This window comes from Citrobacter sp. NCU1, from assembly GCF_010231475.1.
GTDB lineage: Bacteria > Pseudomonadota > Gammaproteobacteria > Enterobacterales > Enterobacteriaceae > Citrobacter_D.
The window spans coordinates 18,465-33,596 of sequence record NZ_NRDO01000012.1 but is presented as its reverse complement, the minus strand read 5'-3'; the positions used below and the strand labels follow the sequence as shown (position 1 = coordinate 33,596).

Sequence of the window (15,132 nt, the reverse complement as noted above, 5' to 3'; positions counted from 1 at the left end):
TCGCCCAGCGCAGCTGTCAGGACGTCAGCCTGTTTTATCCGCGAAAGGTGGCCCAGATTGGCGCGTGATCGGAAGGTTTTTCCATGCTGCGAATTTCATAGTCGATGCCCGTTTCCACGCAACGTTCGGCCAGTGGATGGCTCGCCAGCAAAAGGTCTATACGCAGGCCACGGTTATCGTCAAATCCTTTCGAGCGGTAATCAAACCACGAGAATTTGTCGACGGTTTCTGGATTTGCCTGGCGGAAGGTGTCAACCAGGCCCCAGTTCAGCAGCCTTGCCATCCATTCACGCTCTTCCGGCAGGAAGGAACACTTACCGGTACGCAGCCAGCGTTTGCGGTTCTCTTCACCAATACCGATGTCCAGATCGGACGGGCTGATATTCATATCGCCCATGATCAGCACGGGATTCTCCCGTGTTAACTCCGTTTCCAGATAGTTTTGCAAGTTCTGGTAAAACTGCGCTTTTGCCGGGAATTTCAACGGGTGGTCGCGGCTTTCACCCTGAGGGAAATAGCCGTTAATGACGGTGATATTCCCCAGCGGAGAGGGGATTTCCGCCATGATTATCCGGCGTTGCGCTTCTTCGTCATCTTGCGGGAAGCCACGGCGCACGGCAATCGGTGTCTCTTTGGTCAGCAGCGCGACGCCATAATGGCCTTTTTGCCCATGATAGAAAACGTTGTAGCCCAGTTTTGCCACCTCTTCGAGAGGGAACATGTCGTCGTGAACTTTTGTCTCCTGTAAGCCAATAACATCCGGTTGGTGTTTTTCGACAATGGCTGCCAGTTGATGAGGGCGGGCTCGCAGGCCGTTGATATTAAAAGAGACAAATTTCATAGTTGCTGCCACTTTGTAAGGTGAATAGTGCAAGGATGTTAGCAGAAATTAGCCTGACTGACTGCCACTTGTCGTGAGATTGCGGCGATGAGTGTGAATGGTATTAACAATGGCGCAAAAAATGCCCTGTTTTAGGGCGGGCCGCGTCAGAATGAGGCAGTCATTTCCGAGAAATTTCGTATACGATCACAATTCCAGAATTATATTTGGCAACTGAATAATATTGCGTTTTTTCCTCTTCATGCTCATCGGATACGCAAACATATTCACTTTTTATGCAATTAAAGTGAATATTCTCAGGGCGTAACTGTTTGATTTTCCGTTCTCATCTCCCATTTATGCATTTTTAGCACTGGCTGGCACGAACTCTGCAATCTACATTTACAGCGCAAACACTCATATTTATTAACATATAAGTAACTTTTAATTTACCCAAAGAGGTCGCTATGTCTCTGTCAGTTACGCGTGAAAACTTTGATGAATGGATGATGCCCGTATACGCACCCGCGCCGTTTATTCCGGTTCGTGGGGAGGGCTCGCGCTTATGGGATCAGCAGGGTAAAGAGTATATCGACTTCGCAGGGGGGATCGCCGTTAACGCGCTGGGGCATGCGCATCCGGCATTGCGTGAGGCATTGAATGAGCAGGCGGCAAAGTTCTGGCATACCGGGAATGGCTACACCAATGAGCCCGTCCTGAGACTGGCAAAGCAATTGATTGATGCCACCTTTGCCGAACGTGTCTTCTTTTGTAACTCAGGCGCAGAAGCGAACGAAGCGGCGTTAAAACTGGCGCGCAAGTACGCCCATGACCATTTTGGCAGCCATAAAAGTGGCATCGTCGCGTTCAAGAATGCGTTCCACGGGCGGACGCTGTTCACCGTCAGCGCAGGCGGACAGCCGGCCTATTCACAGGATTTTGCACCGCTGCCGCCGGATATTCGTCACGCCGTGTATAACGACCTCAATTCTGCCAATGAACTGATCGACGACACCACCTGCGCGGTGATTGTGGAGCCGATGCAGGGGGAAGGCGGTGTGCTGCCAGCGACAAAAGAATTTTTGCAGGGGCTTCGCGATCTGTGCGAGCGCCACAATGCGTTGCTGATTTTTGATGAAGTGCAAACCGGTGTCGGGCGTACGGGCGAACTTTATGCCTATATGCATTATGGCGTGACGCCGGATCTTCTGACCACTGCAAAAGCGCTGGGTGGCGGTTTCCCCATTGGCGCGTTGTTGACCACAAAACGGTGTGCCAGCGTGATGACGGTGGGCACCCATGGCACGACCTACGGCGGTAATCCGCTGGCGTCGGCGGTGGCCGGAAAATTACTGGAGATCGTCAATACCCCCGAGATGCTCAATGGCGTCAAACAGCGTCACGAGTGGTTTGTTGAACGGTTGAATGCCATCAACGCCCGTTTTGGATTGTTCAGTGAAATCCGGGGCCTGGGATTGCTGATCGGCTGCGAGCTGACGGCCGAATTTGCTGGAAAAGCCAAACAGATTTCACTGGAAGCGGCAAACGCGGGTGTCATGGTGCTGATTGCCGGGGGCAACGTGGTGCGTTTCGCCCCTGCGCTTAATGTCAGTAAAGAAGAAGTGTCTACCGGGTTGGATCGCTTCTCCCTGGCCTGCGAACGTATTAAAGCAGGGGGTTCATCATGATGGTGATCCGTCCCGTCGAACGCGCGGACATTACCGCGCTGATGCAACTTGCTGCGAAAACGGGCGGCGGGCTGACCTCCTTACCGGCGAATGAAGAGACGCTGATTGCGCGAATCGATCGCGCAATCAAAACCTGGCAGGGGGAATTGCCAAAAAGCGAGCAGGGCTACGTGTTTGTGCTGGAAGAGAGTGAAACTGGCGCGGTGGCGGGAATTTGCGCCATTGAAGTGGCGGTGGGGCTGAACGATCCCTGGTATAACTATCGGGTCGGGACGCTGGTACATGCGTCGAAAGAGTTGAATGTTTACAACGCATTGCCGACGCTATTTCTCAGCAATGATCATACCGGCAGTAGCGAACTGTGTACGCTGTTTCTCGACCCGGACTGGCGCAAAGAGGGCAATGGCTATCTGCTCTCAAAGTCGCGATTTATGTTCATGGCGGCCTTTCGCGACAAATTCAACGAGAAAGTGGTCGCCGAAATGCGCGGCGTGATCGACGAGCATGGTTATTCTCCCTTCTGGCAAAGCCTTGGGAAACGCTTTTTCTCGATGGAGTTTAGCCGGGCCGATTTTCTGTGCGGTACGGGGCAGAAAGCGTTTATTGCCGAACTGATGCCCAAGCATCCTATTTATACGCACTTTCTTTCAGACGAGGCACAGGCCGTGATTGGCGAGGTGCACCCTCAGACGGCACCCGCTCGCGCAGTGCTCGAGAAAGAAGGTTTCCGCTACCGGAACTATATCGATATTTTTGACGGTGGCCCGACGCTGGAATGCGATATTGATCGCGTACGGGCGATCCGCAAAAGCCGACTGGTGGAGGTCGTTGAAGGGCAGCCCGCGCAGGGGGAGTTTCCTGCCTGCCTGGTTGCCAATGAAAACTACCACCATTTTCGCGCCACATTAATACGTACCGACCCGGACACACAGCGTCTGGTGCTGACCGCAGCGCAATTAGATGCGCTGAAATGCCACGCGGGAGAAAAGGTTCGTCTGGTGCGCCTTTGCGCTGAGGAGAAAACGGTATGACGCTATGGATTAACGGCGACTGGATAACCGGTCAGGGAGAACATCGCATTAAAACCAACCCGGTGAACGGAGACGTTCTCTGGCAGGGCAATGATGCGGACGCGACGCAGGTATTACAGGCAAACCGCGCGGCGCGGGCGGCGTTCCCCGGCTGGGCGAAGCGCGGGTTTAATGAGCGACAGGCGGTGGTCGAGAAATTTGCGGCGTTACTGGAGAGCAATAAAGCAGAACTGACGACCATTATTGCCCGAGAAACCGGTAAACCCCGCTGGGAGGCGGTAACGGAAGTGACGGCAATGATCAACAAAATCGCCATTTCGGTGAAGGCATATCACATCCGTACCGGAGAGCAGCACAGTGAACTGCCGGATGGCGCGGCGACGTTGCGCCATCGTCCGCATGGCGTTCTGGCGGTGTTTGGTCCGTACAACTTTCCTGGGCATTTACCGAACGGCCATATTGTTCCGGCGCTGCTGGCGGGGAATACGCTGATCTTTAAACCCAGCGAGTTAACACCGTGGACCGGCGAAGCCGTGATGAAACTGTGGGAACAGGCCGGATTACCGCCAGGTGTGTTGAATATGGTGCAGGGCGGGCGCGAAACCGGGCAGGCGCTGAGCGCGTTGGACGACATTGACGGACTGCTTTTCACCGGTAGTGCGAACACCGGTTATCAACTGCACCGCCAGTTGTCCGGTCAGCCGGAAAAAATCCTCGCGCTGGAAATGGGCGGCAACAATCCGCTGATCGTTGAAGACCCTGCGGATATCGATGCGGCTGTGCATCTGACCATCCAGTCGGCGTTTGTCACTGCCGGACAGCGTTGTACCTGCGCGCGTCGTCTGTTGGTGAAAAAAGGAAAAACCGGTGATGCGTTCCTGGCGCGTCTGGTGGAGGTCAGCCAACGCCTGACGCCAGGGGGCTGGGATGACGAACCTCAGCCTTTCATGGGCGGATTGATCTCTGTTCAGGCGGCGCGTCATGTGTATGAAGCATGGCAGAAACTGGAATCACTGGGCGGAACTACGCTACTGGCACCGCGCGTGCTGCAAGAGGGCGCCTCGCTACTCTCACCTGGCATTATCGAAATGACCGGCGTGGCAAACGTGCCGGATGAAGAAGTGTTTGGCCCGTTGCTGGGGGTCTGGCGCTATGACGATTTTGATGAGGCGATTCGGCTGGCGAATAACACTCGCTTTGGATTGTCGTGCGGTCTGGTCTCACCGGATCGTGAACAGTTTGAGCAACTGTTGCTCGAGGCGCGGGCCGGGATCGTCAACTGGAATAAGCCGTTGACGGGGGCTGCCAGTACGGCGCCGTTTGGCGGAGTTGGCGCCTCCGGCAATCATCGGGCGAGCGCCTGGTATGCAGCGGATTATTGCGCCTGGCCGATGGCGAGTCTTGAGTCACCGGCATTAACGTTACCCGCGTCACTCAGTCCCGGACTCGATTTTTCTCATGAGGAGCCGGTATGAAAGCGTGTGAAGTCAATTTCGATGGACTGGTCGGTCTGACGCACCATTATGCCGGGCTGTCATTTGGCAATGAGGCGTCGACCCGTCATCGTTTTCAGGTGTCAAACCCGCGGCTGGCGGCGAAGCAGGGATTATTAAAGATGAAGGCGTTGGCGGACGCCGGATTCCCGCAGGCGGTGATCCCGCCGCATGAGCGTCCGTATCTCCCTGTGCTCCGTCAGCTAGGGTTCACCGGCAGCGACGAACAGGTGCTTGAAAAGGTGGCGCGTCAGGCGCCGCAATGGCTTTCCAACGCCAGTTCTGCTTCACCGATGTGGGTGGCAAACGCGGCGACAGTGTGCCCGTCGGCAGATGCGCTGGATGGTAAAGTGCATTTCACAGTCGCCAATCTGAACAACAAATTCCATCGCGCTCTGGAAGCCTCAACCACCGCCGCATTACTGCGGGCGATTTTTCGTGATGAGACGTGTTTTTCCGTGCACAACGCGCTGCCTCAGGTCGCGCTGTTGGGCGATGAAGGCGCGGCGAACCATAACCGTCTGGGGGGCGATTACGGCGCAGCAGGCGTGCAACTGTTTGTTTATGGTTGTGAAGAGGGAAATAGCGTACGGCCAACGCGCTATCCGGCACGGCAAACCCGTGAGGCCAGCGAAGCCGTGGCGCGTCTGAATCAGGTGAATCCCCGGCAGGCGATTTTCGCCCAACAGAATCCGGAGGTTATCGACCTTGGCGTTTTCCATAACGATGTGATTGCGGTGTCTAACTGGCAGGTGCTGTTTTGCCATCAGCAGGCGTTCGTGAATCAGGGTGATCTCATGAACCGGCTGCGCGCATCTGTGGACGACTTTACGCCGATTGAGGTCGCGTCGTCTGATGTCACGGTACAAGATGCGGTTGCCACATATCTGTTCAACAGCCAGTTGTTAAGCCGTGAAGACGGTTCCATGATGCTGGTGCTGCCGCAGGAGTGTCGTGAACACGCTGGGGTATGGCGTTACCTGAATGGACTGCTTGACGCGGATAACCCGATAAGCGATCTCCGGGTCTTTGATTTACGTGAAAGCATGTCAAATGGCGGCGGGCCTGCCTGTTTACGTCTGCGTGTGGTCTTAACCCCCGAGGAACAACGGGTAGTGAATCCGGCGGTGATGATGAACGAGGCGCTCTTTACGACGCTGAATCAGTGGGTTGACCGCTATTATCGTGATCGTTTGACGGCGGCAGACCTTGCCGATCCGCAGTTACTGCGTGAAGGACGCGAAGCGCTGGATGCGCTGACGCAGTTGCTTAACCTGGGGTCGGTCTATCCCTTCCAGCAATCAGGAGCAAATAATGGATAACTTTCTGGCGCTGACGCTGGCGGGAAAACCACCGGACATCAGGCAGGGGGACGCCAGTGGCTTTCGCTGGCGGTGGTTAGGTCACGGGTTACTGGAACTCACGCCAGACGCGCCCGTGGATCGCGCTCTGGTGCTTTCAGCAGGGATTCATGGCAACGAAACCGCGCCGGTGGAGATGCTGGATGCGCTGCTTTCAGCACTTTTTCAGGGGCGACAAACGTTGCGCTGGCGACTGCTGGTGGTGCTGGGGAATCCGCTGGCGCTCTCGGCGGGGAAACGGTATTGCCACAGCGACATGAACCGGATGTTTGGCGGGCGATGGCAGGAGTTTCCTGAGAGTGAAGAAACGGAGCGTACCCGCGAGCTGGAGCAGTGTCTGGAGAATTTTTTTGCGGGCGGCAGTGAACGGTTACGCTGGCATCTCGATCTGCATACCGCGATTCGCGGCTCTTATCATGTACGGTTTGGGGTATTGCCTCAACGTCCCATTCCCTGGGAGGAGACGTTTCTCAGTTGGTTGGGCGCGGCGGGGCTGGAGGCGCTGGTGTTCCATCGTGCGCCGGGAGGCACCTTTACGCATTTTAGTTGTGAGCATTTTGGCGTGCTGTCCTGCACGCTGGAGCTCGGCAAGGCACTGCCGTTTGGCCACAATGATCTCACGTTGTTTGCGCCCACTGCACAGGCATTAGCGTCGTTGCTTGCCGGTAATATCGCCATTGCAGGAGACATCTCTCCGATACGCTATCGGGTGGTGTCGCAAATTACCCGTCGCAGCGACGCTTTTATCCTGCATATGGATAACCAGACGCTGAATTTCACGCCATTTAAGGAAGGGACGGTGTTAGCGCAGGATGGTGAAGAGCGGATGGTCGTGACTCATGACATTGAATATGTTCTCTTTCCCAATCCGAATGTGGCGTACGGTTTACGTGCCGGACTGATGCTGGAGAAACTTCCTTAGCGATATTTACCCTCGGGTTAACGCCTGAGGGGATTATACCCGCCGGACGTCAGTTCGCAGGATTACGGATTATTCCTGGATAACTGCTTTATTAATCACCACTGTTGCGGTATAGTTTTTCACAATCCCTTCAAAATCAGCATATTGTAATTTTTTATTTCAATTCTCCTCGATTTATTCTTTTTTTCTTCATAATTGGCGAAAAACTGTTTTTTACACTTTCATTGTTTTACCGTTGCTCTGACTTATTGACGAATAAGCCAGTAAAGTTAATCTCGTCAACACGGCACGACCGTATCAGAAATGCCGTAAAATAACTGAAAGGAAGGATAAAGATTATGCGTAAATTAACTGCACTGTTTGTTGCTTCTACCCTGGCGCTGGGCGCTGCAAACCTGGCTCACGCAGCTGACACTTCCAGCGCGGCTACTGCTGACTCTATGCCGATGATGCACCATAAAGGTAAATTTGGGCCGCATCACGATATGATGTTTAAAGACCTGAACCTGACCGATGCGCAGAAACAGCAGGTTCGCGAAATCATGAAAGGCCAGCGTGACCAGATGAAACGTCCGCCGCTGGAAGAACGCCGCGCGATGCATGACATCATTGCCAGCGACACCTTTGATAAAGCCAAAGCGCAAGCGCAGATTGCGAAGATGGAAGAGCAGCGTCAGGCGAACATGCTGGCGCACATGGAAACGCAGAACAAGATCTACAACATTCTGACCCCGGAACAGAAAAAACAATTTAATGCCAATTTTGAGAAGCGTCTGACAGAACGTCCGGCGCAGGAAGGTAAAATGCCTGCATCTGCCGAGTAATCTCGCAGTCAACATTCAAGACCGCCGGCCCTGTTCACAACATCAACACGATGTGGACAGGGTCGGCGGTTTTTCTTTATTTCTCACTAAGGTAAATCCTCACTGCTGCCGATAACGATACCGTGCATGATTTGGCGCACCGCATCTTTCAGGAGTGACGATGGAATACTTTGATATCCGTAAAATGCCGGTAAACCTCTGGCGTAATGGGGCAGGTGAAACGCGAGAAATTTGCTGTTTTCCTCCGGCGACGCGCGATTTTCACTGGCGCGCGAGCATCGCCTCAATTGCCGGCAACGGCGAATTCGCGCTTTTCCCTGGGGTGGAACGCGTGATTACGTTGCTGGAAGGGGGGGAAGTCACTCTGGACGGCGGCAAGACCTTTACCCACACCCTTAAACAGTATCAGCCGTTTACTTTTGCGGGCGAGCATGCGGTGAAAGCGAAACTGACGGAGGGGAAAATGTCGATGGATTTCAATATTATGACCCGCCGTGATTGTTGTCAGGCGAAAGTCAGGGTTGCCGATCGCTCCTTTACAACATTTGGCTCGCGTGGCGGCGTGGTGTTTGTCATTAGCGGAGCCTGGCAGTTGGGTGAAAAATTACTGACGGCCGATCAAGGCGCCTGCTGGGATGATGGACGACATACGTTGCGGTTGTTGAAATCCGAGGGGAAACTGCTGTTTAGCGAGATCACCTGGCTGGCGGGTCATTCGCCAGCGTCGGTGCAATAATTTCACATTGTGTTGTGGGCAATGACAGGCCGAATAGAGGACGCGCTATCCGGCCTGACGTGACGGTCAGATCTCGCTTTTTTTCCAGAAATCATCAAAGACGGTAATCGGTGTGCGGCGCTTATGCTCCGTCTTTAAATACCAGCCTTCAATAATTTTTGCCGTTTCGGCCGCCAGCGTTTTGCCTTCCAGATAATCATCAATATTGTCATAGGTGACACCCAGTGCGGCTTCATCAGGAAGCGAAGGGCGATCGTCTTCGAGATCGGCGGTAGGCGCTTTCTTATATAAATGCTCTGGACAGCCCAGGGCGGCGAGCAGTTGCTTCCCCTGTCGCTTATTCAGACGGAAAATAGGATTGATATCGGTACCGCCGTCACCGTACTTGGTGAAGAACCCGGTCAGCGCTTCTGCCGCATGATCGGTCCCCACCACGACGCCGCTGGTCATTCCGGCGATGCTGTACTGTGCTTTCATCCGTTCGCGGGCTTTCTCATTGCCACGGACAAAGTCACTCAGCTCAATGCCCGCTTCGCGCAACGCCTGCTCGCTGGCCAGCACGGCGCCTTTGATATTAACGGTCAATACGCGGTCAGGTTGAATAAAGGAGATAGCATCCTGGCAGTCTTGTTCATCAGCCTGTACGCCATATGGCAGACGCACGGCAATAAATTGCAGACTCGCGTTACCCGTTTCTTCCCGTAGCTCCGTTATCGCCATCTGGCATAATTTACCGGTTAATGTGGAGTCCTGACCGCCGCTAATCCCCAGAACCAGCGATTTCAAAAAGGGGTAGGTGCTCAGATAGGATTTTAGAAAATCCACGCTGCGGCGAATTTCTTCTTCGGCATTAATGTGCGGTTTTGCGCCAAGCGCCTGGATAATCTTTTGCTGCAGAGTCATTCAACTCCTCCGAAACGATCAAAATAATCACGATGCGTTAAAGCTAACGCTTTGCTGCGTAAACGACAAGGCTCACCGGCACGAGTGGCGCAATTTACGGCCTAAAAAGAGAACATTTGGTTTAAAGAGAATTATCCGAAACACGTATCGTAGGAATAGTAAGCTTGAAAAATGGTTTGATGTATTCCAGGCTTATCTAACACGCTGATAAACAAGAGGACGGAAAATGAACAAGAAAATGGCAGGAATTCTAAGCGCAGCGGCCGTAATGACGATGTTGGCAGGGTGTACGGCGTATGACCGTACCAAAGACCAATTTGTACAACCTGTCGTCAAAGATGTGAAGAAAGGTATGAGCCGGGCGCAGGTTGCACAAGTTGCCGGGAAACCTTATTCCGAAGTGAGCATGACGCATGCTCGCGGTACTTGCCAGACGTACATTCTGGGTCAACGGGATGATAAAATAGAAAGCTACTTTGTCGCGCTGGACGACACTGGACATGTCATTAACTCAGGTTACCAAACCTGTGAAGAGTATGACACCGACCCGCAGACAGGTAAGTAGTCACTCCTGCCTAATGCCAGAGCATCTGAGAGAACCGGCCACTGCGCCGGTTTTTTATGGCGATGATAATCTTATTTATTATCGCGAATTATTTGCCCAAAATGTGAAGGTAGTCATAACGCAAGGTCAATGAGAGACAATTTGCTAGGTCAAGGAAATACCATCCATAGGTTCGATACCGTATACTCATTTCAGCCACCTAAAAAAGTAATTTCGGTTACGCAAGTTACCCAGGGCATGGATGCAGGTTAAGGCTTGCGCAATGTCTGGCTGACAGACAATCGCACATGAGGAACGTTTTTATGGAAAAGAAACACATTTATCTGTTTTGTTCTGCGGGCATGTCGACATCGTTACTGGTATCGAAAATGCGTGCCCAGGCTGAGAAATATGAAGTTCCGGTCGTTATTGAAGCATTTCCTGAGACTCTGGCCGGAGAAAAGGGACCTGTTGCAGATGTCGTTTTATTAGGCCCGCAAATTGCTTATATGTTGCCTGAAATTCAGCGTTTGCTACCGGGCAAACCTGTAGAAGTAATTGACTCGCTGCTGTATGGCAAGGTCGATGGTTTAGGCGTGCTTAAGGCTGCTGTTGCAGCAATTAAAAAAGCCGCTGCGCATTAATTTTAATTTTTCCCGTCAAAGAGTTATTTCATAAACATTCACCGCAATATTTTATTGCGGTATTTAAGGGTATTTTTCTATGAGTAACGCCATTGCTTCACTTGAAAAGGTACTCCTTCCTTTCGCTGTTAAAATAGGAAAGCAGCCGCACGTCAATGCAATCAAAAACGGCTTTATTCGCTTAATGCCGCTGACCCTTGCTGGGGCCATGTTTGTCTTGATCAATAACGTTTTCCTTAGCTTTGGGGAGGGGTCGTTTTTTTATTCATTAGGCATTCGGCTTGATGCATCGACGATTGAGAATTTGAACAGTCTGAAAGGCATCGGCGGAAACGTCTATAACGGTACGCTGGGCATCATGTCCCTGATGGCGCCATTCTTTATCGGCATGGCGCTGGCGGAAGAGCGCAAAGTCGATTCACTGGCCGCCGGACTGTTATCTGTCGCAGCCTTTATGACCGTAACCCCATACAGTGTAGGCGAAGCCTATGCGGTGGGGGCAAACTGGTTAGGTGGCGCTAATATTATCTCCGGTATTATTATTGGTCTGGTCGTGGCCGAAATGTTTACCTTTATTGTTCACCGCAACTGGGTGATTAAATTACCGGACAGTGTGCCTACTTCAGTTTCACGTTCATTCTCGGCATTAATTCCAGGTTTCATTATTCTCTCCATTATGGGGATTATTGCCTGGGCGCTGGCAAATTACGGTTCAAACTTCCACCAGATTATTATGGACACCATTTCTACACCGCTGGCGTCGCTGGGCAGTGTGGTGGGGTGGGCATATGTTCTTTTTGTTCCGCTGCTGTGGTTCTTCGGTATTCACGGTTCACTGGCGCTGACAGCGCTGGACAGCGGCATCATGACTCCCTGGGCTCTGGAAAACATCGCAATCTACCAACAGTTTGGTTCTGTAGATGCGGCCCTGGAAGCTGGTAAGACGTTCCACGTATGGGCAAAACCTATGCTGGACTCCTACATCTTCCTCGGCGGCAGCGGTGCAACACTGGGCCTGATTATTGCTATCTTCCTGGCATCGCGTCGTGCGGATTATCGTCAGGTTGCGAAACTGGCGCTACCTTCCGGTATCTTCCAGATTAACGAACCTATTCTGTTCGGTTTGCCGATTATCATGAACCCGGTGATGTTTATTCCATTCATTCTGGTACAACCGATTCTGGCCGGTATCACGCTGGTGGCCTATTACATGGGGATTATCCCGCCGATTACCAACATCGCGCCGTGGACGATGCCAACCGGCTTAGGGGCATTCTTTAACACCAACGGTAGTGTCGCGGCTTTGCTGGTCGCTCTGTTCAACCTTGGTGTCGCCACGCTGATTTATCTGCCGTTCGTTGTGGTCGCCAACAAGGCACAGAACGCGATTGATGAAGAAGAAAGCGAAGAAGATATTGCTAACGCACTGAAATTCTAAATTGACTCCGGCATGGCGTGCCATGCCGGGACACACCAGAGGACGGATGATGATCGATCTCGAAAATATTGTGGATACACAGTCAGAAGCGGAAGAACTTGAAGAAGTGGTGATGGGACTTATCATCAATTCGGGTCAGGCTCGCAGCCTGGCATACGCCGCACTGAAGCAGGCCAAGCAGGGTGATTTTGAGTCTGCAAAAGCGATGATGGAGCAGTCGCGGATGGCGCTCAATGAAGCGCATCTTGTGCAGACTAAACTGATTGAAGGCGATCAGGGTGAAGGTAAAATGAAAGTCAGTCTGGTGCTGGTACACGCTCAGGATCATCTGATGACATCAATGCTGGCGCGCGAACTGGTCACCGAGTTGATAGAGCTTCACGAGAAGTTGAAATAGCGAGGGGAAATATGATGCAGCTACAGGTTAACGCACCGGAAATTGCGACCGCTTTTGAGCAGCAGCTTTTCAACGGCAAAAATTTCCATGTGTTTATCTACAACAAAACTGAGAGTATCAGTGGGCTGCACCAGCACGATTACTACGAGTTCACCCTTGTATTAACCGGTCGCTATTATCAGGAAATCAACGGCAAACGGGTGTTGCTGGAACGTGGAGACTTTGTTTTTATCCCTCTGGGGTCGCACCATCAAAGTTTTTATGAATTTGGCGCCACGCGTATTCTGAATGTCGGTATCAGTAAACGTTTTTTTGAACAGCATTATCACCCTTTATTACCGTTTTGTTTTGTGGCATCGCAGGTGTATCGGGCAAACAGCGCCTTTCTCACCTATATCGAGACAGTGATTGCGTCGCTCAACTTTCGTGATAACGAACTGGATGAGTTTATAGAAGTGGTCACCTTCTATATCATTAATCGGTTACGGCACTACCGGGAAGAGCAGGTGATTGGCGATATTCCGCAATGGCTTAAAGCCACCGTGGAGGCGATGCACGACAAAACGCGGTTTGGTGAAAACGCGCTGGAAAATATGGTACACCTGTCTGCAAAATCCCAGGAGTATCTGACTCGCGCGACCCAGCGGTATTACAGCAAAACGCCGATGCAGATTATTAATGAAATCCGCATCAATTTTGCGAAAAAACAGCTGGAAATGACCAACTATTCGGTGACAGATATCGCGTATGAAGCGGGATATAGTAGCCCAAGTCTGTTTATTAAAACCTTTAAAAAATTGACGTCATTCACGCCGAACAGTTATCGGAAAAGACTGACTGAAATAAATCAATAACGATTTATTTGTTCTGCTTAATTATTTTAAAGCTTGCCCGAAAATAATTCTGGGACGCCATACGGCTGTCCCATATTGGGCGAAGCATAATACACGCCAGTGTGTTTACACTGAAGGGAGATATTATGAACCAGCAATTAAAGATCGTCACTATTGGTGGCGGGAGCAGCTACACCCCTGAATTACTTGAAGGATTTATTAAACGTTATCACGAATTACCGGTTTCTGAATTATGGTTGGTTGACGTGGAAGGCGGTAAAGAGAAACTGGATATTATTTTTGACCTTTGCCAGCGAATGATCGACAAGGCTGGCGTGCCGATGAAATTATTTAAGACCCTGGACCGCCGTGAAGCGTTGAAAGGGGCTGACTTTGTCACGACCCAGTTGCGCGTGGGTCAACTGAAAGCCCGTGAACTGGATGAGCGTATTCCGCTCAGTCAGGGATATCTTGGTCAGGAGACCAACGGTGCCGGTGGTCTGTTCAAAGGGCTGCGAACCATTCCGGTTATCTTCGACATCATCAACGATGTGGAAGAACTCTGCCCGAATGCGTGGGTGATTAACTTTACCAACCCGGCAGGGATGGTGACTGAAGCGGTATATCGGCACACTAACTTCAAGAAATTCATTGGTGTGTGTAATATTCCGGTTGGCATGAAAATGTTTATTAATGACGTGCTGAAATTATCGGCAGAGGACGACCTGTCTATTGACCTGTTTGGTTTGAACCATATGGTCTTTATTAAAGATGTGCTGGTGAATGGTGAATCCCGCTTTGCCGAACTTCTCGACGGTGTTGCTTCCGGTGTGTTGAAAGCCTCAACGGTGAAGAATATTTTCGATCTGCCATTTAGCGAAGGGTTAATTCGCTCTCTGAATCTGTTGCCGTGTTCTTATCTGCTGTATTATTTCAAACAGAAAGAGATGCTGGCCATTGAATTAGGGGAATATTATAAAGGTGGCGCTCGCGCTCAGGTTGTGCAAAAAGTGGAGAAACAACTTTTTGACCTGTATAAAAATCCAGAACTTAATGTGAAGCCGAAAGAACTTGAGCAGCGCGGCGGGGCATATTATTCCGACGCCGCTTGTGAAGTGATTAACGCAATTTATAATGACAAGCAGACTGAACATTATGTCAACATTCCACATCATGGGCATGTTGACAATATTCCGGCTGACTGGGCGGTAGAAATGACCTGTACGTTAGGACGCAATGGCGCAACGCCACATCCGCGTATTACGCATTTTGACGAGAAAGTGCTGGGTCTTATCTATACCATTAAAGGGTTTGAAGTCGCGGCAAGTAAGGCGGCGCTGAGTGGTGAATTTAATGATGTCTTGCTGGCGCTTAACCTGAGCCCGCTGGTGCATTCTGACCGTGATGCGGAGAGCCTGGCGCGCGAACTGATTCTGGCGCATGAAAAGTGGCTGCCTCGTTTTGCTGACTGCGTTGAAAAGCTCAAAGAACATTAACA

The 15,132-nt window shown here is 51.6% G+C and carries 15 protein-coding genes; 13 read left to right on the top strand and 2 right to left on the bottom strand.

The genetic code is table 11. From position 1 onward, the window contains the following. Window positions 1-34: 34 nt before the first annotated feature. Entirely contained in the window at window positions 35-841 is an 807-nt protein-coding gene (xthA, locus tag CJP72_RS04990) for an exodeoxyribonuclease III (RefSeq protein WP_162379795.1), read from the bottom strand. Between the two features lie 446 nt (window positions 842-1,287). On the opposite strand from xthA, the gene astC reads away from it, so the two are divergent. The 7 genes from astC to ves all read left to right on the top strand — a co-directional run bounded on the left by astC (window position 1,288) and on the right by ves (window position 8,875). Beyond that, a complete protein-coding gene (gene astC / locus CJP72_RS04985) occupies window positions 1,288-2,508 on the top strand; it encodes a succinylornithine/acetylornithine transaminase (protein WP_162379794.1) in 1,221 nt (406 codons plus the stop codon). Further along, window positions 2,505-3,539, top strand: a complete 1,035-nt coding sequence (gene astA, locus CJP72_RS04980; protein WP_162379793.1) for an arginine N-succinyltransferase — start codon at window positions 2,505-2,507, stop codon at window positions 3,537-3,539. Before astC ends, astA begins: the two co-directional genes overlap by 4 nt. Further along, the gene (gene astD / locus CJP72_RS04975; protein WP_162379792.1) at window positions 3,536-5,014 is read left to right on the top strand and encodes a succinylglutamate-semialdehyde dehydrogenase; all 1,479 of its coding nucleotides are present in this window, start codon (window positions 3,536-3,538) and stop codon (window positions 5,012-5,014) included. The genes astA and astD overlap by 4 nt, the downstream gene beginning before the upstream one ends. After that, the gene (gene astB, locus CJP72_RS04970; RefSeq protein ID WP_162379791.1) at window positions 5,011-6,354 is read left to right on the top strand and encodes an N-succinylarginine dihydrolase; all 1,344 of its coding nucleotides are present in this window, start codon (window positions 5,011-5,013) and stop codon (window positions 6,352-6,354) included. Before astD ends, astB begins: the two co-directional genes overlap by 4 nt. Beyond that, complete coding sequence (gene astE, locus CJP72_RS04965) at window positions 6,347-7,315, top strand: succinylglutamate desuccinylase (protein WP_162379790.1); 969 nt, start codon at window positions 6,347-6,349, stop codon at window positions 7,313-7,315. The genes astB and astE overlap by 8 nt, the downstream gene beginning before the upstream one ends. 338 nt (window positions 7,316-7,653) lie before the next feature. Then, on the top strand, window positions 7,654-8,139 hold the full coding sequence (spy, locus tag CJP72_RS04960; RefSeq protein ID WP_162379789.1) for an ATP-independent periplasmic protein-refolding chaperone Spy: 486 nt from the start codon (window positions 7,654-7,656) through the stop codon (window positions 8,137-8,139). Between the two features lie 160 nt (window positions 8,140-8,299). Beyond that, window positions 8,300-8,875, top strand: a complete 576-nt coding sequence (ves, locus tag CJP72_RS04955) for an environmental stress-induced protein Ves (RefSeq protein ID WP_162379788.1) — start codon at window positions 8,300-8,302, stop codon at window positions 8,873-8,875. Between the two features lie 66 nt (window positions 8,876-8,941). On the opposite strand, the gene nadE is transcribed toward ves, so the two are convergent. After that, complete coding sequence (gene nadE / locus CJP72_RS04950; protein ID WP_162379787.1) at window positions 8,942-9,778, bottom strand: ammonia-dependent NAD(+) synthetase; 837 nt, start codon at window positions 9,776-9,778, stop codon at window positions 8,942-8,944. A 226-nt stretch (window positions 9,779-10,004) separates the two neighbouring features. Here nadE and osmE point away from each other — a divergent pair, with 226 nt between their 5' ends. The 6 genes from osmE to CJP72_RS04920 all read left to right on the top strand — a co-directional run bounded on the left by osmE (window position 10,005) and on the right by CJP72_RS04920 (window position 15,130). Then, window positions 10,005-10,343, top strand: a complete 339-nt coding sequence (gene osmE / locus CJP72_RS04945; RefSeq protein WP_162379786.1) for an osmotically-inducible lipoprotein OsmE — start codon at window positions 10,005-10,007, stop codon at window positions 10,341-10,343. A 302-nt stretch (window positions 10,344-10,645) separates the two neighbouring features. After that, window positions 10,646-10,966 (top strand): PTS N,N'-diacetylchitobiose transporter subunit IIB, encoded by a 321-nt coding sequence (chbB, locus tag CJP72_RS04940; protein WP_238339998.1) that lies wholly within the window; start codon window positions 10,646-10,648, stop codon window positions 10,964-10,966. A gap of 79 nt (window positions 10,967-11,045) precedes the next feature. Beyond that, window positions 11,046-12,404, top strand: coding sequence for a PTS N,N'-diacetylchitobiose transporter subunit IIC (gene chbC / locus CJP72_RS04935; RefSeq protein ID WP_162379784.1), 1,359 nt, complete (start codon window positions 11,046-11,048; stop codon window positions 12,402-12,404). Window positions 12,405-12,453: 49 nt separating this feature from the next. Then, a complete protein-coding gene (gene chbA, locus CJP72_RS04930) occupies window positions 12,454-12,801 on the top strand; it encodes a PTS N,N'-diacetylchitobiose transporter subunit IIA (protein WP_162379783.1) in 348 nt (115 codons plus the stop codon). An 11-nt stretch (window positions 12,802-12,812) separates the two neighbouring features. Then, window positions 12,813-13,655 (top strand): transcriptional regulator ChbR, encoded by an 843-nt coding sequence (chbR, locus tag CJP72_RS04925; RefSeq protein ID WP_162379782.1) that lies wholly within the window; start codon window positions 12,813-12,815, stop codon window positions 13,653-13,655. A 125-nt stretch (window positions 13,656-13,780) separates the two neighbouring features. Next, entirely contained in the window at window positions 13,781-15,130 is a 1,350-nt protein-coding gene (locus CJP72_RS04920) for a 6-phospho-beta-glucosidase (protein ID WP_162379781.1), read from the top strand. Window positions 15,131-15,132 lie beyond the last annotated feature (2 nt).